17 protein-coding genes are annotated in these 21,953 nt (G+C 72.8%); 12 read left to right on the top strand and 5 right to left on the bottom strand.

Annotated elements, in window-relative coordinates:
* Positions 1-200: 200 nt before the first annotated feature.
* Positions 201-515 (bottom strand): hypothetical protein, encoded by a 315-nt coding sequence (locus IE108_RS13965; protein ID WP_064731720.1) that lies wholly within the window; start codon positions 513-515, stop codon positions 201-203.
* 363 nt (positions 516-878) lie between these two features.
* Between IE108_RS13965 and IE108_RS13960 the strand changes: the two genes are divergently transcribed.
* From IE108_RS13960 to IE108_RS13930, 7 genes are all read left to right on the top strand, one after another.
* Positions 879-1,598, top strand: coding sequence for an SCO2207 family protein (locus IE108_RS13960; RefSeq protein ID WP_064727554.1), 720 nt, complete (start codon positions 879-881; stop codon positions 1,596-1,598).
* A gap of 266 nt (positions 1,599-1,864) precedes the next feature.
* Positions 1,865-2,896 (top strand): glutamine synthetase, encoded by a 1,032-nt coding sequence (gene glnII, locus IE108_RS13955; RefSeq protein WP_064727555.1) that lies wholly within the window; start codon positions 1,865-1,867, stop codon positions 2,894-2,896.
* A gap of 412 nt (positions 2,897-3,308) precedes the next feature.
* Positions 3,309-3,893 carry a winged helix-turn-helix domain-containing protein gene (locus IE108_RS13950; protein WP_064727556.1) on the top strand — a complete coding sequence of 195 codons (585 nt, stop codon included), beginning with the start codon at positions 3,309-3,311 and terminating at the stop codon, positions 3,891-3,893.
* A 58-nt stretch (positions 3,894-3,951) separates the two neighbouring features.
* The gene (locus IE108_RS13945; RefSeq protein ID WP_064727557.1) at positions 3,952-4,983 is read left to right on the top strand and encodes an SDR family oxidoreductase; all 1,032 of its coding nucleotides are present in this window, start codon (positions 3,952-3,954) and stop codon (positions 4,981-4,983) included.
* 52 nt (positions 4,984-5,035) lie between these two features.
* Positions 5,036-6,295 (top strand): sensor histidine kinase, encoded by a 1,260-nt coding sequence (locus IE108_RS13940; RefSeq protein ID WP_064727558.1) that lies wholly within the window; start codon positions 5,036-5,038, stop codon positions 6,293-6,295.
* Entirely contained in the window at positions 6,286-6,939 is a 654-nt protein-coding gene (locus IE108_RS13935; RefSeq protein ID WP_064727559.1) for a response regulator transcription factor, read from the top strand. Before IE108_RS13940 ends, IE108_RS13935 begins: the two co-directional genes overlap by 10 nt.
* A 144-nt stretch (positions 6,940-7,083) precedes the next feature.
* On the top strand, positions 7,084-8,598 hold the full coding sequence (locus IE108_RS13930) for a DUF1996 domain-containing protein (RefSeq protein ID WP_064727560.1): 1,515 nt from the start codon (positions 7,084-7,086) through the stop codon (positions 8,596-8,598).
* Between the two features lie 82 nt (positions 8,599-8,680).
* Here IE108_RS13930 and IE108_RS13925 read toward each other — a convergent pair whose 3' ends face one another.
* The gene (locus IE108_RS13925) at positions 8,681-9,142 is read right to left on the bottom strand and encodes a hypothetical protein (RefSeq protein WP_064727561.1); all 462 of its coding nucleotides are present in this window, start codon (positions 9,140-9,142) and stop codon (positions 8,681-8,683) included.
* 136 nt (positions 9,143-9,278) lie between these two features.
* Here IE108_RS13925 and IE108_RS13920 point away from each other — a divergent pair, with 136 nt between their 5' ends.
* The 5 genes from IE108_RS13920 (at position 9,279) to IE108_RS13900 (ending at position 14,552) form a co-directional block, all read left to right on the top strand.
* Positions 9,279-9,788: a tetratricopeptide repeat protein gene (locus tag IE108_RS13920; protein ID WP_064727562.1), complete on the top strand. Its 510-nt coding sequence runs from the start codon at positions 9,279-9,281 to the stop codon at positions 9,786-9,788.
* Between the two features lie 60 nt (positions 9,789-9,848).
* Entirely contained in the window at positions 9,849-11,780 is a 1,932-nt protein-coding gene (locus tag IE108_RS13915; RefSeq protein WP_064727563.1) for a hypothetical protein, read from the top strand.
* 88 nt (positions 11,781-11,868) lie between these two features.
* Positions 11,869-12,750, top strand: a complete 882-nt coding sequence (locus IE108_RS13910; protein ID WP_064727564.1) for a metal-dependent hydrolase — start codon at positions 11,869-11,871, stop codon at positions 12,748-12,750.
* Positions 12,747-13,805 (top strand): PDR/VanB family oxidoreductase, encoded by a 1,059-nt coding sequence (locus IE108_RS13905; RefSeq protein WP_064727565.1) that lies wholly within the window; start codon positions 12,747-12,749, stop codon positions 13,803-13,805. The genes IE108_RS13910 and IE108_RS13905 overlap by 4 nt, the downstream gene beginning before the upstream one ends.
* A 57-nt stretch (positions 13,806-13,862) precedes the next feature.
* A complete protein-coding gene (locus IE108_RS13900) occupies positions 13,863-14,552 on the top strand; it encodes a TetR/AcrR family transcriptional regulator (RefSeq protein WP_079163494.1) in 690 nt (229 codons plus the stop codon).
* Between the two features lie 10 nt (positions 14,553-14,562).
* Here IE108_RS13900 and IE108_RS13895 read toward each other — a convergent pair whose 3' ends face one another.
* The 3 genes from IE108_RS13895 to IE108_RS13885 all read right to left on the bottom strand — a co-directional run bounded on the left by IE108_RS13895 (position 14,563) and on the right by IE108_RS13885 (position 21,893).
* Positions 14,563-14,916, bottom strand: coding sequence for a 5-carboxymethyl-2-hydroxymuconate Delta-isomerase (locus IE108_RS13895; protein WP_064727567.1), 354 nt, complete (start codon positions 14,914-14,916; stop codon positions 14,563-14,565).
* 50 nt (positions 14,917-14,966) lie between these two features.
* Positions 14,967-20,384 (bottom strand): pullulanase-type alpha-1,6-glucosidase, encoded by a 5,418-nt coding sequence (gene pulA / locus IE108_RS13890; RefSeq protein WP_064727568.1) that lies wholly within the window; start codon positions 20,382-20,384, stop codon positions 14,967-14,969.
* 132 nt (positions 20,385-20,516) lie between these two features.
* Positions 20,517-21,893, bottom strand: coding sequence for an alpha-amylase (locus IE108_RS13885; RefSeq protein WP_064727569.1), 1,377 nt, complete (start codon positions 21,891-21,893; stop codon positions 20,517-20,519).
* Between the last annotated feature and the right edge of the window lie 60 nt (positions 21,894-21,953).

The following is a 21,953-nucleotide window of genomic DNA, read 5'->3' as shown; positions in this document are numbered from 1 at the left end:
GCACTTCCCCGCGCCGGGTGGGCGATCTCAGCCCGTCCGGCGTTCGAGTACGCACTTCTCAGCGCCGGGTGGGCGATCCCAGCCCGTCCGGCGTTTGAGGACGAGACCGTTCAGGCCGAAGCGGGGGTCGTCCGGGTGCGGCAGCCCCCAGAGACGGCAACGCCGGGCACCGCACGGACCAACGGCACCCGGCGCCGGGCTCACCGCGAGTAACGCATCAGCGCCCGCACCATGTGGCAGGTGGTGTCCGACGGCGGATGAACCCCGATCGTCAGCGCGGCGCTCCGTATCCTCTCGTTGCGCGCCTGGTTCGGCAGGTAGACGCCGGAGTCGAGCAGGGCGATGGCGAGCCGCATCGCCTTGAGCCGGCGGTTGTGCGTGACGTACCAGTCGCGGGGGCGGCCGGCCGGCAGCGGGCGCTTCTCCACGGGTGCGTACGGCAGGTCGAGCTGGACGGGCCGCTTGGCGGTGGACTGGGTGGGCAACGGCTTCGACTTCACAGCGGCAGCGGGCACGGGCATCCTCCTGTCGCGGTCAGGGCGCCGTCCGGACCACCCGGCGACACCCTCGAACACTGCTTCTATTTTAGCGCGCCCCACTGACAAAAGCCCCTGGCCACAAGGGCTTTCGGGGTTCCTGTGACGCACGGGAAGAACGAGTTCCGAAGCCCTCCGGCCAATCGGACCCCGGGACATCACGGCGGCCGACGGGACGGCCGTGGTGGGCCGCACGGAGGAGGCGGTGCGCGAGGCGCCGGCGCGCGAACGGGGCGGTTTGTGACGCAGGTTACGTACGCGAGTCGGCGTGACCGCTGAGTAACCGCGTTCGGCATCTCGTACCTAGCGGCGTACGCTCCCCTAGCCCTTCAGGAGGCGCGCATGTCGCGCAGGAGAACTCTCGGCACGAAGAAGAAGGTCGCGCTGCTGGTCAGCGCCGCGGCGGTGGCGGGCGGCGGGGCCTTCATGGCGGCGAACGCGTCCAACGCATCGCCGGCCACCGCGAACGCGCAGACCAGGTCCGCGCAGGACTCGACGGTCTGCCAGGGCCTGGCCACCGCGGTCGGCAACAACCAGCGCTTCATCGACGACCAGCGGGCCAACCCCGACGCGCAGTCCGAGGCACGGATCGCCAACCGCGAGGCCGTCATCGCGGAGATCGGGCGCCAGCAGGCGGCGTCGGGCTGCACGGCCGGGGAGTCGGCGGCCGGGGGGTCGGCTCAGGACTCCCAGGCGTCGCAGCCCCCGCAGGCCGGACAGGGCGCGGACCAGGGCGCGGACCAAGGAGGCGGCCAGGAAGCCGGCGCGGGAGCCGGGCAGGCAGGCGAGCAGGCGGGCGGGGGTGCCCCCTCGGGTCAGCAGGTGTGCAACGGCTCCACCGTCACCCTGTCCGGCGAGGCCGGCGCGCCCGCCGCGTCCAGCAACCAGTTCCCGGTGGGCACCCGGCTCAAGGTCACCAACCTGGACAACGGCAAGTCCACGACGGTGGAGGTGAACTCGGTCTCGGGCAGCTGCGCGCTGCTGAACAACGCCGCGTTCGAACAGGTCCGGGAGGAGGGCAAGTTCCTGATCCGCAGGGCGCTGATCGAGAAGGTCGGGTGAGGCTCAGTCACCCGGCCCGGTGAGGAAGCCGCCGCGGGGCGGCGGCCCGGCGGCACCGCCGCCCGGGTCGCCGCCTCGGCGGCACCGGGACGGCGCAGCCCGTGAGGCGGGCCACATCCGCCCCGGGTAACACGGGGTTCACACCTGGGCAACGGTCGGGAAATCGCCTGTTGACACGCTGCTGCGCAGTAGAGGCGGCGCCCCAGTGCCGCAGCGCCGCAGCACCCGCAAGTGCGCCCGTAGACCCACCCGAAGGATGTGGCCCCGTGACCTTCAAGGCTGAGTACATCTGGATCGACGGCACCGAGCCGACGGCCAAGCTCCGTTCCAAGACGAAGATCATCACGGGTGCCCCCGCCGGTCTCGACGCCCTGCCGGTCTGGGGCTTCGACGGCTCCTCCACCAACCAGGCCGAGGGCAGCTCCTCGGACTGCGTGCTCAGGCCGGTCTTCTCCTGCCCGGACCCGATCCGCGGCGGCGACGACGTGCTGGTGCTGTGCGAGGTCCTGGACACGGACATGACGCCGCACCCGTCCAACACCCGTGCCGCGCTGGCCGAGCTGTCCGAGCGGTTCGCCGCGCAGGAGCCGATCTTCGGCATCGAGCAGGAGTACACCTTCTTCAAGGGCTCGCGCCCGCTCGGCTTCCCCGAGGGCGGCTTCCCGGCCGCGCAGGGCGGCTACTACTGCGGCGTGGGCTCGGACGAGATCTTCGGCCGCGACGTCGTCGAGGCGCACCTGGAGAACTGCCTCAAGGCCGGCCTCGGCATCTCCGGCATCAACGCCGAGGTCATGCCGGGCCAGTGGGAGTTCCAGGTCGGCCCGCTGGCGCCGCTGGAGGTCTCCGACCAGCTGTGGGTGGCCCGCTGGCTGCTCTACCGCACCGCCGAGGACTTCGACGTCTCCGCCACCCTCGACCCCAAGCCGGTCAAGGGCGACTGGAACGGCGCGGGCGCGCACACGAACTTCTCCACCAAGGCGATGCGCGAGGGCTACGACGCGATCATCACCGCCGCCGAGTCGCTGGGCGAGGGCTCCAAGCCGCTCGACCACGTCAAGAACTACGGCGCCGGCATCGACGACCGCCTCACCGGCCTGCACGAGACCGCCCCGTGGAACGAGTACTCCTACGGCGTCTCCGACCGCGGCGCCTCGGTGCGCATCCCGTGGCAGGTCGAGAAGGACGGCAAGGGCTACATCGAGGACCGCCGCCCGAACGCCAACGTCGACCCGTACGTCGTGACCCGCCTCCTCGTCGACACCTGCTGCACGGCGCTGGAGAAGGCCGGCCAGGTCTGACCGGCCCCACCCGCTCCGAAGGGGCGCCCACCGCCGTGGTGGGCGCCCCTTCGCGCTGCCCCGGGCGGCCCGGCCCGGGGACTCGGCCGGGGTGCACTTCGCGCCAGTCCGTGTCCACGCAGTGAGAGGAGTCTCCTAACGGGCGGCGGTGTCTGCTTGAATGGGCGCATGGTCGGTTTCCGGAAGTACGCAGCGACGGGTCGTCACGACCTCGAGCCCTTCTGGCCTTCCCGTCAGCACGACGACTTCGACCGGGTGTGTTGCCGCGCGACGACCGCGCCGGCCCGCTAGGAAGCCGTACACCCCAGGCCTTCGGCCGGCGCGCACGACGTACGTCCGCGACGCGCCCGACCATGAACTCGCGCCCGTCGCCCCCTCCGACGAACCCCTCGCGCGAAAGAGCTGACGTCTCATGGCGACCACCCGTTCCCTCTCCACCCTCCCCGTCGACTCCCCCACCCCCGCCGCCGGTCCGCCCCGGCACCGGCTGCGCGCCGTCGACCGCGACGAGGTGGTGGACGTCGCGGACCTGCTGCCGCCGGGCGCGACCTGGCTGCCCGCTCCCCCGCACGCCCTGCCCTCGCTGCCGGGCCGCCCGCCGATGGTCGGGTACCTGGTACTGGTGCCGGCCGACCAGCGGCCGCCGTTCCCGCCCGACGCCGGACCCGCGCAGGCGCCGCCCCGGCCGGAGGCGGACCACGGCGACACCCTCGTGCGGATCGACGCGGCGCGGCGCACCGCGGCCGTCGACGGCCGTGAACTGGACCTGACGTACCTGGAGTTCGAGCTGCTCGCGCACCTCGTGGCGCACCCGCACCGGGTGCACACCCGCGACCAGCTGGTCACCACCGTCTGGGGCTACGGACACGTGGGCGACGGCCGCACCGTCGACGTCCACGTGGCCCGGCTGCGGCGCAAGCTCGGCGCGGCGCACCGGCAGACGATCCAGACCGTGCGACGCGTCGGCTACAAGTACACGCCGCCCGCGGGACGCTGAGCGTCTGCTCTCGGCAGAGGACCGTTCCTCCGCCCGGCGGGCCGGGCACAGTGGGCGCATGAGGCTACTGGTGCTGGGCGGTACGGAGTTCGTGGGGCGGGCCGTGGTGGAGGCGGCGGTCGGGCGCGGCTGGGAGGTGACCGTCTTCCACCGCGGCCGGCACGCGCCCCCGCCCGGGGTGCGGGCGCTGCACGGCGACCGCACCTCTCCCGACGGCCTCTCCGCCCTGGCCGAGGGCGCCTGGGACGCGGTCGTCGACACCTGGTCGGGGGCGCCGAGCGCGGTGCGGGACGCGGCCCGGCTGCTGCGCGACCGCGTCGGCCGGTACGTGTACGTGTCCAGTTGCTCGGTGTACACGTGGGCTCCCCCCGCCGGGTACGACGAGCAGGCGCCGACGGTCGGGGGCGCCTCCGCGGACGCCGGGCCGGGCGACTACGCGCGGGACAAGCGCGGCGCCGAACTGGCCGTGCTGGACGCCTTCGGCGCGGACCGCGCGGTGCTGGTCAGGGCCGGGCTGATCCTCGGCCCGTACGAGAACATCGGCCGCCTGCCCTGGTGGCTGAACCGCGTCGCGCGCGGCGGCCCGGTCCTCGCGCCCGGCCCGCACGGCCTGCCCCTCCAGTACGTCGACGTCCGCGACCTGGCCGACTGGACGCTCGGCGCCGTCGGACAGCGGCTGGGCGGACCGTACAACCTGGTCTCGCCGCCGGGGCACACCACCATGGGCGCCCTCCTCGAAGCCTGCGTGCGGACCACGGGCGGGCCGGCCGAGCTGCGCTGGACCGACCCGGAGACGCTGCTCGCCGCCGGGGTGGAGCCCTGGAGCCAGCTGCCGGTGTGGACGCCGCCGGGCAGCGAGCTGCACGACGCCGTGCAGAGCGCGGACGTCTCCCGCGCCCTCGCCACCGGACTGCGCTGCCGCCCGGCGGAGGACACCGTCGCCGACACCTGGGCCTGGCTGCGCGGCATCGGCGGCACCGCCCCGCAGCGCCCCGACCGGCCGCCGGTCGGCCTGGACCCGGAGACGGAGGCGAAGATCCTCGCCGCGGCCGGCGGACCCGGCGGGGGTGTACCTGGCACCACCCCCTGACCGGGGTGCCCGGCCCAGTGACCCGCCCCGCGGGCTCCGCGAGACTGACGGCATGAACATGGAGACGAAGAGCGGAACCCGTACGGCACGCACCCGCGATGTCGCGCTGTCGGCCGTGCGGGGCCTGGCGGTGGCGCTGATCGCGCTGCCCGGGTCGGTGCTGTGCTTCTGCCTGACGCTGGTGTCGGTCGCCCTCGTCCCGATCGGCGTGGGCATCGTCACCACGCCCTGGGTGCTGACGGGGGTGCGGGCGTTCGCCGACTGGCGGCGGCTGCTCGCCGCGCGGTGGGGCGGGGTGCGGATCCGGCGCCACTACCGGCCGCTGCCCGCCGACGCCAACCCGTGGGCACGCACCTTCGGCATGCTCCGCGACCCGGCGACCTGGCGGGACTTCCTGTGGCTGCCGGCCGACATGACGGCGGGCTTCGTCACCGCGCTGCTGGCCTTCGCGCTGGCGCTCTACCCGCTGGAGGGCTTCGCGATCGCCGCCGGCCTGTGGCGGGTGCTGCCCGACGGGTACTGGTACGGCTTCGTCCGGGTCACCGACCAGACGTCCGCGTTCTACGCCGCCGCACTCGGCGTGGTGCTCCTGGCCGCCGCCCACTGGCTCACTCCGCGCCTGCTGCACGCCCACTTCCGGCTCACCGGGGCCCTCCTCGGCTCCGGCCGGGGCGAACTGGCCGAGCGGGTGAGGGTGCTGACCGAGACCCGCCGGGACGCCGTCGACACGTCCGCCGCCGAACTGCGGCGCATCGAGCGGGACCTGCACGACGGGGCGCAGGCCCGGCTGGTCGCCATGGGCATGGACCTCGGCACCATCGAGTCGCTGCTGGAGAAGGACCCGGCCAAGGCCCGCCAACTGCTGGCGCAGGCCCGCGCGTCCTCCGCCGAGGCCCTGACCGAGCTGCGCGAACTGGTGCGGGGCATCCACCCGCCGGTGCTCGCCGAACGGGGTCTCGGGGACGCCGTGCGGGCCCTGGCGCTGCGGCTTCCGGTCGCCTCCGAGGTGAACGTGGACCTGCCCGGCCGCGCCGAGGCGCCGGTGGAGGCCGCCGCCTACTTCGCGGTCAGCGAGGTCCTCACCAACGCCGTGAAGCACTCCGGCGCCGACCGGCTCTGGATCGACCTGCACCGGGCCGAGGGGCGGCTGCGGGTCACGGTGACCGACAACGGCAGGGGCGGCGCCGTGATCGGAGCGGGCTCCGGCCTGGCCGGGGTGGAGCGGCGGCTCGGTACATTCGACGGCGTCCTGGCCGTCAGCTCGCCCGCGGGCGGCCCCACCATGGTCACCATGGAGATCCCTTGCGCGTAGTCCTGGCCGAAGACCTGTTCCTGCTGCGCGACGGCCTGGTCCGGCTCCTGGAGGCCCACGGCTTCGAGATCGCCGCGGCCGTCGAGACCGGCCCCGAGCTGACCCGGGCGCTGGCCGAACTGGAGCCGGACGTGGCGGTGGTGGACGTACGGCTGCCGCCCACGCTCACCGACGAGGGGCTCCAGTGCGCTCTGAAGGCCCGCCGCGACCGGCCCGGGCTGCCGGTCCTGGTGCTCTCCCAGCACGTGGAGCAGCTCTACGCGCGCGAGCTGCTGGCCGACGGCAACGGCGGGGTGGGGTACCTGCTCAAGGACCGGGTGTTCGACGCCGAGCAGTTCGTGGACGCCGTACGGCGGGTGGCGGGGGGCGGTACGGCGATGGACCCGCAGGTCATCCAGCAGCTGCTGAGCCGGCGTGCGGCGGAGGACCGGCCGCTGGAGCGGCTGACGCCCCGGGAGCTGGAGGTGCTGGAGCTGATGGCGCAGGGGCGGACCAACGCGGCGATCGCCGGCCGGCTGGTGGTGACGGAGCGGGCGATCGCGAAGCACACGGCGAATATCTTCGCGAAGTTGAGCCTCGAGGTTTCGGACGACGACAACCGCCGTGTCCTGGCGGTTCTCGCCTATCTGGACCACGGGCGCTGACCGTTTCGCCCCTCCCACGCGTCCCAGGCGACCCACCGATCTCGGTGGCGGCTGAACACCCCGGGCGCGGCCCGCGTATCCATGGGAGCCGCTTCACTCCTGTCGGGCGCCCTCGATGCCCCGCAAGGAAGTCAGAGGAGTTCCATGGGACGCAACACGAGAAAACGCCGTTCGCCGCTGGCCACCAAGGTCATAGCCGGGGCGGCGGCCCTGGCGGTCGGCGGGGGCGGGCTGGTCTGGGCCAACTTCTACGCCTCGGCGCACGAGTCGGGCCCGTCGCACAACCGCACCCGCTCGGCCGGCGCGCAGGTCGCCACGATCCAGTGCCCGGACGTCGGCCAGAAGCTGCGGAAGGTGCCGCGGGGGGCGCGGGCGGGGGTCGACCGGGAACTGGCGCAGCTCGACAAGCAGATCACCGAGGCCTACGCCCGGCTCGCGTCGACGCGCCAGGCCCAGGCCGGTGACGCGAGCTACGTGCAGAACGCCATCCTCGGTCCGCTGAAGTCCAAGCGGACCGCCGCCCTGGACCGGATCGGCACCAACATCCGGCGGGTGGGCGGCAACGCCCCGCAGGGCCTCGACCGCTTCGCCGGGTGCCGCGGCATGGGCGTCGACCAGCCCAACGACGGCAACGCCGGGAACGGCCAGGACGGCCAGAACGACGGCGGCCAGGGCCAGGACGGCGGCCAGGGTCAGGACGGCGGCCAGAACCAGGGCGACAACGGCAACGGGGCCGCGGGTCCCTTCGCCGAGGACTTCGTCGACATCAACGACGTCCAGCCCGGGTCCAGGGACCTGGAGAACGGCTTCGCCGCCAACGGCGACGGCGGCTCCCAGGGCTCCTTCACCGCCGTCTGCGGGGTGAACGAGAACAACCTGTTCAACAGCGACAACCTGATCGTGGCCCCCGGCGTCGACAACGGCGCGCACCACACGCACGACTACGTCGGCAACCAGGACAACGACGCCTTCTCCAGCGACGAGGACCTCGCGAACGCCGAGACCTCGTGCCAGAACCAGGGCGACAAGTCCACGTACTACTGGCCGGTGCTCCGGCTCCAGGACGGTACCCAGGAGTTCGACGCGGGCGACCTGGGCGGTGGCGCCGAGGGCAACGTCGGCAAGATCCTCAAGGCCTCCGAGGCGGAGATCAAGTTCGTGGGCAACCAGCGGAGCGACGTCGTCGCGATGCCGAAGTTCCTGCGCATCATCACCGGTGACGCCAAGGCCTTCACCAACGGGGTCGCCAACGCAAACAGCTCCTTCAGCTGCACCGGCTTCGAGGACAGGCAGGTGACGGACAAGTACGTGCTGTGCCCGGAGGGCAGCCAGGTGGTGCGCACGTCCAACTTCCAGAGCTGCTGGGACGGCCAGAACATCGACAGCGCCAACCACCGCGACCACGTGGCCTTCGTCCAGCAGGACGGCAGCTGCCCGAACGGCTTCCAGGCGATCCCCCAGCTCCAGGTCCGCCTGGTGTACGACGTGCCCGCCCCGACCGTCGAGAACGGTCAGGTGCAGAACCCGTACGCCGTCGACGGTTTCCCGGAGCAGCTGCACAAGCCGATCACCGATCACAACGACTTCATCAACGTGATGGACGAGAACCTGATGAACGAGGTGGTCGACTGCATCAACAGCGGTGAGGACTGCCAGTAGTCCCACCGGGACCGGGTGAGCAGGCGAAGGGGGCCGGTGGCGGATTCCGCCACCGGCCCCCTTCGCCGTGCCCGGCGCGAGGTCAGCCGCTGTGCCCGGCGTGCTCGCCGCCTCCGCCCGCGTGGCCCCCGTCCCCGTCCGAGTGGCCGCCCCCGCCGTGCACCGTGCCCTGCTCCAGGGTGCCGCCGAGCCGGCCGCGCAGACCGGCCACCACGTCCTCGTGGCCGACGGCGACCCACTTGCGGCCGACGAGGTAGAAACCGCCGTAGTCCTTGGCCGTGTTGATCCACTCGCGCTGGCCGCGGTCTGTGGAGAAGGTGGCGAGGACGTAGCGCTCGTCGCCCGAATCGCAGATGGCCTGCCGGATGGTGTCGGCGTCCGTCTGCATGTTCGGGGCGCACTTCGCCTCGGCGGCCAGGTGTTCCAGGCTGCCGGTCGCCGTCTCGGGCACGGCGGCCCCGCCGTCACCGCCGGATCCGCAGCCCGTCAGCGCCAGTACCGCCGCCAGGGCGGCCGGCGCGAGCATCGGTCGGGTCAGCCTCATGTGTTCCTCCGGTCCGTTCCGGCGACATGCCGCACGGAGCCCCGGCACGGGGCTCTGGTCATCGATACGGGCGCGGGCGGCGAAGTATTCAGGTGTGCGGCTGACCTTGCGGCGGCCCGCGTGCGAGAGTGGCGGCGTGGACCAGGACTGGGAAGACCGCGTGAACGCCGCCTGGACGGCCTTCGACGCCTACGCCGAAGAGGACGCCGCCGAGTTCCGGGCGGTGATCGACGCCCTCGCCGACGAACTGCCGGCGGACAGTCCGCTCGGCCTGTTCGAGCGGGCCTGCGCCTGGGACTCCACCGGTCACTCCGACCGCGCCGTGCCGCTGTACCGGGAGGCCCTGGAGCGCGGGCTCGGCGAGGCGAGCGCCTACAAGGGGCGCCGAGCGAAGATCCAGCTCTCCAGTTCCCTGCGCAACACCGGCCACCCGGAGGAGGGCGTGAAGCTGCTCTCCCCCGAACTGGTGGCGCCGTCGGACGAGTTGGACGACGCCGTACGGGCCACGCTGGCGCTGTGCCTGTCGAGCATGGGCCGCGACCGCGAGGGCCTGTCGCTGGTGCTCGGGGCCCTGGCACCCCATCTCCCGCGCTACCAGCGGTCGATGGCCAACTACGCCCGGATGCTGGTGGAGCCGGAGGAGTAGCCCTCCCCGCACCGGTGACCGCCACGGTGACCATCGCTCCGTTCGCTCGTTCTGCTGGGCGTGCAGCCACAGGATGTCGCCCCGCGCCCCGCACCGCCCTCGGCCTCCTCCGCCGACCCGGTCGTCGACGTCGAGCAGGCCGAGGCGGCGCTCGTCGAGCACTATCCGCGCCTGGCCCGGCTGGCCTACCTGGTACTGCCGCCGGGCCTCGGCCGCAGCCGGCGCGTCCTGACCGCCCACGCCCTCACCCAGCGCGCCCTGCCGCGCAACCGGACGACGACGCCGGTGATCCCGGCCCAGTCGGCCGGCCGCGAGGTCGACCCCGGCTACGCCCTGATCCGCCTGCGGGTCGTCCGCACGGCGCTGGAGGCGGGCCGGCCACTGCGCCGGCGCGCCCTGCCCAGGCGGTCCCAGCTGCCGCCGCTGCTGCCGCACGTGCGCGGCCTCAAGCTCTTCCCGCGCTCCGGCGGAGCCGACGAACTCGCCCTGGACCAGCGCCTGTCCGCGCTCTCGGGGCCGGCCCGCGCGGCGTACGTGCTGCGGGGCCTGGAAGGCCTCTCCGACGACGGTGTCCGCCACCTGCTGCGGGCCGCCGGCGCCGAGGACGTGGACGGCGCCCTGCGGGAGGCCGGCGCGCTGCCGGACGAGCCCGCGCTGCTGGGCTCCCCCGAGTTCGACCCCTGCTCCCTCCAGGCCAGGCCGACCGATCTGATGCGCCGGCGCCAGCACACGAGGGCCGCGCTGGTCGCCGGGGCCGCCCTGGTGGTGTGCGGGGCGCTGCTCGGGCTGCCCGGCGACGGCTGGGGGCCGGACGGCGCCGCCGCCCCGGCGTACGCGCAGAACCCGTCGGCCCAGGCCGCGCTCGATCCCGCCAGGCTCACCAAGGCCGCCCCCGCCGCGTGGGAGACGTCGGCGCGCACGGACTTCTCGGTGTGGCCGGCCCGCGGCGGCCTCACCGGAGACCGGGAGCTGCTGCGCCGCGCCCTGGCCGTGTGGGCGCGGCCCGGCGGGAGCGTGGGGGTGTCCGCGACGCCGGGCACCGCGACCGGCGGACCGGCCGGGCCCCCGCAACTGCTGTACGCCGGGGACGTCGACAACGCCCGCGTGGTGATCCTGCACGACGGGCTGCGCCTCGTCCGGTACGCCGAGCCGAAGGACGGCACGGCGGGTGCCGCCCTCGACCTGGCCCGCACCGACGGGGCCGACCGGGCCGCGGCGACGGCGGTGGTCCTCGGGCGGGCCGACGGCAACGTCCGCTATCTGACGGCCCCGTGGGTGACGAAGGCCGCCGGGCGGGACCTCGGCAGGCCGGACGGCGGGGCGCGGGAGCTGCCGCTGACCGACGGCGTGACCGCGCCGCTGGCCAGCCCGGTCCAGCAGGAGTCCGGCGCCTGCACCTCCTGGAACGTGCTGGAGCTGACCGACGGCCCGGACACCCGCGTGGTGACCGACCTCGGCGAGCTGGTCCCGGCCCGCCTGACCGCCGGCCGTCCCGGTGCGGCGAAGGACGCGGCGGGCGTCGAGGCGCTGCGCTCCTGGGCGCCGTACGCCTGCTCGCTGGGCGCGGTGCGGGGGCAGGGGGTGCGGTCGGTGAACGCCTGGGAGTTCGCGGAGCAGCCGCTGCCGGACTCCACCGGGTCGGGCGCGTGGGTGTGCACCCGGGCCGAGACCTGGCGCGGCGACGGGGCGCGGGTGCTGGCCCAGTTCCGCACGCCGGGCGGGACGCAGGGGGCGGTGGCGGCGAAGGCGGAGTCCGTGCCGGCCTGCGGCGAGCGCGATCCGCACGTGCTGGCCGGCGTGCTGTGGAAGTCGTCGGGCGGGCACTGGTACCTGCTCGCCGCGGGCAGCCGGGGCATCGGGTCGATCGAGGCTTCGGGCGGCATCACCGGCTCGGCGGACGGCAACCTGCTGACGGCCGAGGCCGAGCAGGGCGCCCGGGCCGAGCTGACGGGCACGCTGGAGGACGGCCGGACGGTCGGCGGGCTGCGCTAGCCCGGCACCCCCGAGCCTGTTGACGTCGACGTCAACAAGTGGCGTCACAAGGGTTCCCCACACCCTTACCCGTCAGTACATTGACGCCATGTCTAACACGCATGTCCCGCTCAAGGCCCGCAAGGTGTCCTTCGCCTGGGAGGACACCCCGCTGCACTGGGTGCCCGGGGACCCGTTCACGACGCACACCATCAACGTGCTGCACCTGCTGCTGCCCGCCGGGGAGCGGTGGTTCGTGCACGTCTACAAGCAGGTGCTGCCGTTCATCCGGGACGAGCGGCTGCGCGAGGACGTCATCGGCTTCATCGGGCAGGAGGCGATGCACTCCCAGGCCCACGACGAGGTGCTGCCGCACCTGCGCGACCAGGGTCTGGACCCGACGCCGTACACCGCGCAGGTCGACTGGCTCTTCGAGAAGCTGCTCGGCGACCGCACCCTGCCGCCGGGCCGGCCGCGCCGCTGGTGGCTGATGGAGCGGGTGGCGCTGATCGCGGCCATCGAGCACTACACGGCGTTCCTCGGCGACTGGGTCCTGAACGCCGAGGCGCTCGACCGGCGCGGCGCCGACCCGACCATGCTGGACCTGCTGCGCTGGCACGGCGCCGAGGAGGTGGAGCACCGGTCGGTGGCCTTCGACCTCTTCCAGCACCTGGACGGCGGCTACGCGCGGCGGGTCCGCACCTGGGCCACCGCGTTCACCGCCCTGGTGTTCCTGTGGCAGCGCGGGACCCGGTTCTTCATGGCGAACGACCCGACGCTGACCGACGGCCGGGCCGGCTTCGGCGACTTCCACCGGCGCGGGCGCAGCGGCCTGCTGCCGTCCACCGGCGCCGTGCTGCGCTCCATACCCGGCTACCTGAGCCGCGACTACCACCCGTCCCGGACGGGCTCGACCGAGCAGGCGGTGGCGTACCTAGCCGCCTCCCCCGCCGCCGTGGCCGCCGAGAAGTCCCAGGAGGGATCCGCATGAGGCCCGGGCCGACGACCCTGCTGCTCGCGGCGGGGACCGCGCTGGTGGTGCGCCGCGCGCTGCGGCGCCGCATCCAGGGCTCGCCGCTGTGGCCGATGCCCGCCCTGGACCCGCCGGTCTCCGGGCGGCCGCGTTCCCGGGCGCTGACGCTGCTGGTCACCTCGCGCGAGGTGGTGGCCGACGGGGTCGTCCTCCTCCGTCTGGAGGGGCACGACCTGCCGCGCTGGGAGCCGGGCGCGCACCTGGACCTGGTGCTGCCGTCGGGTCTGGTGCGGCAGTACTCGCTGTGCGGCGACCCCGAGGACACCTCGTCGTACACCGTCGCCACCCGGCTCGCCGAGGACGGGCGGGGCGGTTCGCGCGAGGTGCACGAGCAGGTGCAGGAGGGCACGGAGCTGGAGGTGCGCGGCCCGCGCAACCGCTTCCCGCTGGTCGGGGCGCCCGCCTACGCGTTCGTGGCGGGCGGCATCGGCATCACGCCGGTGCTGCCGATGCTGCGGGCCCTGCCGGAGGACGCGGAGTGGCGTCTGCTGTACGGGGGCCGGACGCGGGCCTCGATGCCGTTCCTGGAGGAGATCGGGAAGCTGGACCGGGACGGCGGGAGAGTCACCGTGGTCGCCGAGGACCAGGACGGGCGGCCCGGCATCGACGCGTTCCTGGCCGGCCTGCCCGAGGGCACCGCCGTGTACTGCTGCGGCCCGGAGGGTCTGACGGCGGCCGTCGAGGAGCGCCTCCCCGCGGGCACCTCCCTGCACCTGGAGCGGTTCGCGCCGCGCACCACGGCGGGCGGCGACGGCGAGTTCGAGGTCGAGCTGCACCGCAGCGGGCGCACGCTGACCGTGCCCGGCGACTCGTCGGTGCTGGCCGCCGTGCGGGCCGAACTGCCGGGCACCCCGTACTCCTGCGAGCAGGGCTGGTGCGGGACCTGCCAACAGAGGGTGCTGGAGGGCGAGATCGATCACCGGGACGAGCTGCTGACCGACTCCGAGCGGGGCGACTCGATGCTGATCTGCGTCTCCCGCGCCCGCGGTACCCGGCTGGTCCTCGACATGTGAACGCCGATGCCCGGTCCGGCCCGTTCGGGGGCCGGATTCGATCGGTAAGGTGTTCGTATGAGTACCGGGGTACGCCGCAGAATGGGCGTCGAGGAGCGGCGGCAGCAGTTGATCGGCGTCGCGCTCGAACTGTTCAGCCGCCGCTCGCCCGACGAGGTGTCCATCGACGAGATAGCGTCGGCCGCCGGCATCTCCCGCCCGCTGGTGTACCACTACTTCCCCGGCAAACTCAGCCTGTACGAGGCCGCGTTGCAGCGTGCCTCGGACGATCTCGCGGCCCGGTTCGTGGAGCCGGCCGAGGGGCCGCTGGGGGCGCGGCTGCTGCGTGTGATGGGGCGCTACTTCGACTTCGTCGAGGAGCACGGCCCCGGTTTCTCGGCCCTGATGCGCGGCGGCCCGGCGGTCGGCTCGTCGACCACCAACGCCCTCGTGGACTCGGTGCGGCAGGCCGCGTATGTCCAGATCCTTTCGCACCTGGGCGTCACCGATCCGCCCGCGCGGCTGGAACTGGTCGTCCGCTCCTGGATCTCGCTCGCCGAGTCGACGGCCCTGATCTGGCTGGACGGGCGCCGCATCCCGCGCGCGGAGCTGGAGACGCAGCTGGTGCACGACTTCGCCGCGCTGACGGCGGTGAGTGCCGCCTACGACGAGGAGATGGGCGCCCTGCTGCGCCGCGTCATCGCGGACGAGCCGGCCGACGGCCCGTTCGGGGACCTGGTCGGCCGGCTCATCGGGCTGGCGTCCTGAGGCCCCTGTCTCAGACCTCGGCCTTGCGGTAGGACGGGTCGAGGTCGCGCACCTCGGCCGACAGGTGCAGGGTGACGCCGTCCCTCGGTCCGACGTGCTTGCGCAGCAGCTCGACCACGGCCTCGGTGAGCCGGGCCTTGGTCTCCTCGGAGCGGCCGGCGAGCAGCGCGATGGAGACGTCCACGATGGCGTGCCGCTCCTTCTCGGCGCCGACGGCCTCGTCCTCGCTGCGCAGGACCCGGGTCTTGCAGGCCTCCAGCCGCGCGGCCGCGGTCTCGACGACCACCGGGTGCAGGGCGAGCGCGAACTCCTCCCAGTCGACGTCGTCGAGGATTCCGGAACGCTCGACGGTGATCTGCGGCATGGGTGCTCCTGTTCTACGGCGGACAGGAGCACCCTAACCGCAGGGTTCCGCTAGCCCGCGCGGGTGAAGACCGCCACCGTGCGCGCCGGGACCGTGAAGGTGCCCGACGCCTTCGCGTAGGCGGCCTCGCGGACCACGGGGTCCGCGCCCGACGCCTGCGCCGGGTGCAGCCGGTAGCCGGTCCCGGCCGCCCCGCTCAGCCGCTGCCGCTGCTCCTGCGGGGTCGCGTTGAAGACGACCACCAGGTCACCGAGGCGCATGGTGATCACGCCGGGCGTCTCGTCCTCCCCGGAGAGCGGGAAGGAGAGCCGGGACTGCACCTGGCCCGCGGTGGCGAGGGAGAAGTCCCGCTCACCCGTACGGATCCTCAGCAGGTCCTGGTACGCCGCCGAGGCCCCGGTGATCTGGGGGCAGCCGACCCGCACCGTGCCCAGGAGGGGCTTGGCGTGGGGCCACTTGTCCCGGTTGTCGGCGGCCGGCGGCAGCCCGCGTCCGAAGCCGTTGCCGTCGGCGCAGTTCCAGTGGACGGCGTTGAACCAGTCGCCGCTGTCGTAGGAGTTGCGGTCCAGCGACTTGGAGCGCAGCAGGTCGGTGCCGGCCTGGGAGAGCGCCGGGCCCTGGGAGAGGGCGGCCGTGGCCATGGCGAGGACCTGCATGCGGGCCCGGTCGGCGGCGGACGTGCCCGCGGGCAGCTTGAAGGCGAGCGCGTCGAACAGGGACTCGTTGTCGTGCGCGTCGGCGTAGGCGAGGGCGTCGCCGGGTGCCGCCGCGTAACCGGCGGGGGCGCCGTTGTAGTCGACCTCCGAGCCCTTGACCCGCTTGCCGCCGGTGTCCGTGAACGCGTAGTCGGCGAGGTTCCCGGAGAGGCCGACCTTGATCAGGTCCTGGTAGTGCAGCAGGCGGGCCCGCTGCTCGGCCTCGGTGCCGTTGGCCGTCGAGGAGTTGGGGTCGGTGAACAGGCCGGAGGCGAAGCCCTGGACGCCGGGGTCCTCGTCGAAGGGGCCGCCGCCGCGCACGGCGTCGCGGGCGCGGTCGGAGAAGGTCGCGACGCCGGTTCCGGCCATGTTCTTCTGGGTGGCCTGCGTGAAGCGGGCGTCGTCGGCGACCTCGCCGAAGTTCCAGCCCTCGCCGTAGAGGATGATCTTCTTGCCGTCGACGCCGTCCTTCTTGAGGGTCAGCGCGTCGAGGGCCTTGCGGACGGCGAGGATGTTGGCCTTCGGGTGGTGGCCCATGAGGTCGAAGCGGAAGCCGTCGACCTTGTACTCCTTGGCCCAGGTGACGACCGAGTCGACGACGAGCTTGCCCATCATGGCGTTCTCGGTGGCGGTGCCCGCGCAGCAGGTGCTGTTCGCGACCGATCCGTCGGCGAGGAGCCGCTGGTAGTAGCCGGGCACGATCCGGTCGAGGACGCTCGTCCTCGCCTGACCGCTCGCGGCGGTGTGGTTGTAGACGACGTCCATGACGACGCGCAGCCCGTCGTCGTTGAGGGCCTTGACCATCTCGCGGAACTCGACCGTGCGGGCGGTGCCGTCCGGGTCGGTGGCGTAGGAGCCCTCGGGGACCGTGTAGTGGTACGGGTCGTAGCCCCAGTTGTAGGCGTCCTTCGCCGCCGCCTCGGCCACGCACTCCTGCTGCTTCTCGGAGTCGGCCGGGAGTGCGGCCAGGTCGCAGTCGACGGTGGCCCGGTCGGACTTCTTCTCGGGGATCGTGGCGATGTCGAAGGCCGGGAGCAGGTGGACGTACGAGGTGCCCGCCTCGGCCAGTTCGCGCAAGTGCTTCGAGCCGTCGCTCCGCTTGTCGGTGAAGGCGAGGTAGGTGCCCCGGTGGCCGGCGTCCGCCGTCCGGTCCGCGACGGAGAAGTCACGGACGTGCAGTTCCTGGATCTGGGCGTCCCTGAGCGGCACGGCCTTGGGCTTGTCGTAGCTGTTCCAGCCGCGCGGGGCGAGGTCGCGGTCGGCCAGGTCGACGACGAGGCTGCGCTCGGAGTCGGTGGTCAGGGCGAGCGAGTAGGGATCGGTGACCTTGTTGGTGACGACCTTGCCCGCCTCGGGCGCCCACACCGTCACGGCGTACCGGTAGGCCTCGCCCTTCCAGGAGCGGGGGCCGGTGACGGACCAGACGCCGGAGCGGTCGTCGCGCCGCATGGGGACCGTGCGGCCGCCGATCTCCAGGCCCACCTGCCGGGCGGTGGGTGCCCACAGGGAGAGGGTGGGGCGGCCGTCACGGAAGACGGGCCCGAGGCCGGCCTTGGTGGCGTCGGCCGCGTAGAGGTCGTCCAGCGCGCCGGCGATCTGCACGCCGGTCGCCGCGAGGACGGCGCCGGTGGCGGTGCGCTGGGCGGCGACGACCTGGCCGCGCAGGGCCTCGCGGACCCGGTCGCGGTCGCGCGGGTCGACCGACCAGGCGGCGTACTCCTTCAGGTGCGGGTACCTCGCCTTCTGGGCGTCGGTGAGGGCGGTCTCGGTGAGGCGGAGCCAGGTGGCCTCGTCGTCACCGGTCAGTCTGCCGTTCGCGGCCTTGACCGAGCCGGTGCGGGAGGCGAGCAGCTGGGTGGAGGCGGCGCCCTCGGCGCCGTTCCAGGCGATGGTGTTCCGGTCGATCCAGACCGCCTTGGAGGTGGCGAGGTCGACGGCCGCGGCCGAACCCGCGGGCTGCGGCAGCAGGTACTCCTCCTGGCCGCTCAGCAGCCACACCTCGTGGCCGTCGGCGGTGAGGTCCAGGGCCCGGTCGGTGGGCAGGTCCTTCTCGTCGCCCTTGTGGATGATGTAGCTGAGGCTGGTGGCGCCCTCGGCGAGCGGTACCTCGAAGACCGCGCCGTAGGGGTCGGTCCTCACCGGCTGGAGGGGCTTCGCCCAGTCGGTGGGGTTCGCGGCGCCGCTCCAGACGTGCAGGCCCCAGCCGTCGTAGTTCCCGTCGGCACGGTGGTAGTTGAGGACGGCCTTGGTCTTGTCCTGGGCCGGATATTCGGGCCGTTCGGTGACGACCTGCTCCTTGCCCTGCTCGATCCAGACCTCGCCGGTCCGGGTGACGTCGATGGTTCGGTCGGCGGCGACGTCCTTGTCACCGTCCTTGTCGACGACGAGGAAGTTGACGTCGCTCGCGCCGGGCTTGAGCTTGACGTAGGCGAAGGCGCCGTAGGCGTCCCGGCCGGTGAAGGGATGGCCGGCCGGCCACTCGGTGGCCTCGCCGTCGGCGAGGTCGCCCCAGGCGTACAGGTTCCAGTCCTCGTAGTTCCCGTCCGCCCGCTTGTAGTGGACGATCGCGTGGTCGCGGGAGGCGGCGGTGGGCGGCTCCTCGACCGGCGGGGCGCCGGTCGTCGACTCGGCCATGGCGCTCGCGGTGCGGCCCGCCGAGTCGACGGCGACGGCCTTGTAGCGCAGGGCGGTGCCGGGCGGGGTGTCCGCGTCGACGGTGTGGGTGACCTTGTAGGGGGCGTGGTCCGCGGAGCCGAGGGTGCGCCACCGGCCGTCGCCGGTCTGAGCGGCGAAGACGACGCGGTTGAGCTGTCCGCCCGCGACGTCGGCGGTCAGCTCGACGGTGCCGGTGGCGCCGGGGCCGGGGGCGGTGAGGGCGATCGTGGGCTTGGTGGCGGGCTCGGCGAGCCTGCCCGCGGCCTTGAGGACGACGGCCGACCCGGCGGGCACGGTGAGCGTGATCTTCTTGTCGGCCCCGGACCTGGCGGTGTCGTCGGTGCCGTAGAGACCGCGGAAGGTCATGTCCGCCGAGCCGGTGGCGAAGGTCGCCGTCCGCGCCTCGTCGGCGTTGTTGAGGGCGACGACGTACTCGGTGCCGCGGGCCGCGTCGGTGCGCGAGAAGGCGTAGACGCCGGCGCCGTCGGCCGCGTAGCGCTCGGTCTGGACGCCGTCGGCGAGGGCGGGGTGGGCCTTGCGCAGCTTGGCGAGGGTGCTGATCTGCCGGTACAGCGGCGCGTTCGGGTCGTAGGCCGACTCGGCGTGGGTGCGGTCGGTGCCGAGCTGGTCGTCGTCGAGGTAGTCGGCGGTACGGGAGGCGAACATGGGCTGGCGGGCGTCCTTGTCGCCGCCCGCGCCGGTGAAGCCCTGCTCGTCGCCGTAGTAGACGACCGGGTTGCCGCGGCTGAGGAACATCAGCTCGTTGGCGAGCCTGTCCTTCCTCAGCAGTTCGGCGTCGGTGGCCTGCGGGTCGTCCTGCTTCAGGAAGGTGCCGAAGCGGCCCATGTCGTGGTTGCCGAGGAAGGTGACCTGCTCGTACGCGTTGGCCTTGTCGGTCGTGTACTTGTAGTCGTCGCCGAAGACCGAGGCGAGCTTCCGCGCGCTGCCGCCCTGGGAGGCGTAGGCGCGGGCCGCGTCCTGGAAGGGGAAGTCCAGCGTGGAGTCCAGGCGGCCCTCGGTGACGTACGGGGAGGTGACCGAGGTGTCGGCGGAGTAGACCTCGCCGAACATGAAGAAGTCGTCGCGGCCCCGCTTCGCCGCGTAGGCGTCCAGCGCGGTCGCCCACTGGGTCCAGAACTCCATGTTGACGTGCTTGACCGTGTCGATGCGGAAGCCGTCGATGGCGAAGTCCCTCACCCACCGCTGGTAGATCTTCTCCATGCCCTCGACGACCTCGGGCCGCTCGGTCCACAGGTCGTCGAGTCCGGAGAAGTCGCCGTACGTGGTGGACTCGCCGGCCCAGGTGGAGTCGCCCCGGTTGTGGTACATCGCCGGGTCGTTGAGCCAGGACGGCACCTTGAGGTTCCGCTTGGCGGCCGGGACGGTGGGCGTGCGCGGGAAGGAGCCGGAGTCCACGCGGGGGAAGCGGCGCTCGCCGTCGGCGTAGTCGGCGTCGTCGAAGGGCTCGCCGTCCTTGGTCAGGTAGGGGAAGGCGCCCTTGGAGAGGTAGTCGTAGGACTTCTCCTCGTAGTCGACGACGTCGGCGGTGTGGTTGGTGATGACGTCGAAGAAGACCTTCATGCCCTTGGCGTGCGCCTTGGAGACGAGGTTCTCGAGGTCCTGGTTGGTGCCGAAGTGCGGGTCGACCTGGGTGAAGTCGGTGATCCAGTAGCCGTGGTAGCCGGCCGAGGCGTTGTCCCCCGTGCCCTGCACGGGCTGGTTCTTGAAGATGGGGGCCATCCAGATGGCGGTGGTGCCCATGCCCTTGATGTAGTCGAGCCGGTCGGTCAGGCCCTTGAGGTCGCCGCCCTGGTAGAAGCCCTTGTCGGTGGGGTCGTAGCCGGTGGCGAGCCGGGTGCCGGTCAGGCCGCCCTTGTCGTTGCGGGTGTCGCCGTTGGCGAAACGGTCCGGCAGGACGAAGTAGAACTGCTCACGGGTCAGGTCGTGGCGGGCGGCCGCCTGCGCGAGCTTCGCGTCGGACGGGGGCGCGGGCGGGGCGTCGGCCCGCGCGGCGAGGGGCGGCAGGAGGGCTGCGGCGAGCGCGGTCACGGTGACGGCCGCGACCCGTCTCACTCGTGCGGTGCGGCGCGCGACAGGCACCGGCCATCTCGGTATCACGGCGTGAACTCCTTGTGCTGACGGCTCGATCGGGTCCGACCCCGGCGTGACCGTAGCGCTGCCGCAAGTCTTGCGGCAAGGGTCGTGAAAGTACCGGTAAGAATTTTCACGACCCTTGCCCTCGGGGCCCGTTCAGCAGGCCGACTTGCCCGCGTGCAGCGCGAGCGCGGTGTTGGCGCCCAGCGTCGCCGTGAACTGCCCGGAGCCGTTGACGCTCACCGTCCTGCCGCTCTGGACGTCGCAGTACGTCCCGGCGGGCAGCGAGGTCTGGTAGGTGCGGTTCAGCGCGCCCGCCTCGTGGTTGACGGCGAGGAAGCCCTTGGTGCCGCGGCCGAAGGCGATGGCGTCGTTGCCGTTGTCCCACCAGTTCGTGACCGCCTGGCCGCGGGTGGCGTTGCGGAAGCCGACCATCGACCTGATCTCCGGCCAGGCGTGCTGGCACTTCCAGCCGCTCTGCCAGCAGGCGTCCACTCGGCCGCCGTTGGGCGGTCCGGCGTCGGCGTTCGACCACTCGTAGCCGGAGTTGACGTCGGGGGCGCCGTAGGGCCAGGCCAGCATGAAGACGTTGGCCAGGGTGTAGGTGGCGTTGTCCTTGTAGCTGAGGGTGGAGCCGTTGCGCTCGGTGTCGTGGTTGTCGACGAAGACGCCGGAGACGCCGCTGCCCATGTACCCCCAGCCCTCGCCGTAGTTCTTCAGGTAGGCGAGGTTCTCGTTGTTGAAGACGCGCTTGAGGTCGTAGGCGTACCGGAACTCCTGCACGTCCCCGGTGCCGGTGTACTCGGTGGGCTGGACGGCCTCCCCGGCGCCGAAGATGGCCTCCTGCTTCCAGTACACGCCCGGGTTGCTCAGCCGGGACTTGATGTTCGCGAGGTCGGCGGCCGGGATGTGCTTGGCCGCGTCGATGCGGAAGCCGTCGACGCCGAGCGAGAGCAGGTCGTTCAGGTAGCCCGCGATCCGCCCCCGGACGTAGTCCTCGCCGGTGTCGAGGTCGGCGAGGCCGACCAGTTCGCAGTGCTGGACGTTGTAGCGGTCCTGGTAGTTGGCGATCTGGGAGCGGCAGTCGTCGAAGTCCGGCGACGAGTAGAGCCCCGGGTAGTCGTACTTCGCGTACGTGGAGCCGCCGGTGCCGGTACCGGCGCCCGCGGACATGTGGTTGACGACGGCGTCGGCGACGACCTTCACGCCGGCCGCGTGGCAGGTGTCCACCATGTTCTTGAACGCGGTCCGGTCCCCGAGCCGCCCGGCGATCTTGTAGCTGACGGGCTGGTAGGAGGTCCACCACTGCCCGCCCTGTATGTGCTCGGCGGGCGGCGAGACCTGCACGTAGCCGTAGCCGGCGGGGCCGAGGGTGTTGGTGCACTCCTTCGCGACGGAGGCGAAGTTCCACTCGAAGAGGACGGCGGTGACGTCCTTGGCGCCGGGCGGGGAGGCCTGCGCGGACGTAGTCGGGGTCATGACAAGGGTGGCAGCCGCCAGAGCGACCGCCCCCGTGAGGGCTCTGCGTGCCATGTGGGGTTCCTTCATCGTCGAAGGCGCTGTGGGGAGCCGAAGGCGCCCGAAGATCGCTTG

The organism is Streptomyces parvulus (genome assembly GCF_014648855.1).
Lineage (GTDB): Bacteria > Actinomycetota > Actinomycetes > Streptomycetales > Streptomycetaceae > Streptomyces > Streptomyces parvulus.
The sequence above is the reverse complement of the archived record's forward strand: the minus strand, read 5'-3'. Positions and strand labels throughout refer to the sequence as shown.

What these genes read in the sequence shown, in the direction of transcription:
- IE108_RS13960 (WP_064727554.1), top strand. Translation starts at nt 879, where the DNA reads ATGTCGCGCAGGAGAACTCTCGGCACGAAGAAGAAGGTCGCGCTGCTG.
- IE108_RS13900 (WP_079163494.1), top strand. Translation starts at nt 13,863, where the DNA reads ATGAGTACCGGGGTACGCCGCAGAATGGGCGTCGAGGAGCGGCGGCAG.
- IE108_RS13945 (WP_064727557.1), top strand. Translation starts at nt 3,952, where the DNA reads ATGAGGCTACTGGTGCTGGGCGGTACGGAGTTCGTGGGGCGGGCCGTG.
- IE108_RS13910 (WP_064727564.1), top strand. Translation starts at nt 11,869, where the DNA reads ATGTCTAACACGCATGTCCCGCTCAAGGCCCGCAAGGTGTCCTTCGCC.
- IE108_RS13885 (WP_064727569.1), bottom strand. Translation starts at nt 21,893, where the DNA reads ATGGCACGCAGAGCCCTCACGGGGGCGGTCGCTCTGGCGGCTGCCACC.
- IE108_RS13940 (WP_064727558.1), top strand. Translation starts at nt 5,036, where the DNA reads ATGAACATGGAGACGAAGAGCGGAACCCGTACGGCACGCACCCGCGAT.
- IE108_RS13930 (WP_064727560.1), top strand. Translation starts at nt 7,084, where the DNA reads ATGGGACGCAACACGAGAAAACGCCGTTCGCCGCTGGCCACCAAGGTC.
- IE108_RS13950 (WP_064727556.1), top strand. Translation starts at nt 3,309, where the DNA reads ATGGCGACCACCCGTTCCCTCTCCACCCTCCCCGTCGACTCCCCCACC.
- IE108_RS13925 (WP_064727561.1), bottom strand. Translation starts at nt 9,142, where the DNA reads ATGAGGCTGACCCGACCGATGCTCGCGCCGGCCGCCCTGGCGGCGGTA.
- IE108_RS13905 (WP_064727565.1), top strand. Translation starts at nt 12,747, where the DNA reads ATGAGGCCCGGGCCGACGACCCTGCTGCTCGCGGCGGGGACCGCGCTG.
- IE108_RS13895 (WP_064727567.1), bottom strand. Translation starts at nt 14,916, where the DNA reads ATGCCGCAGATCACCGTCGAGCGTTCCGGAATCCTCGACGACGTCGAC.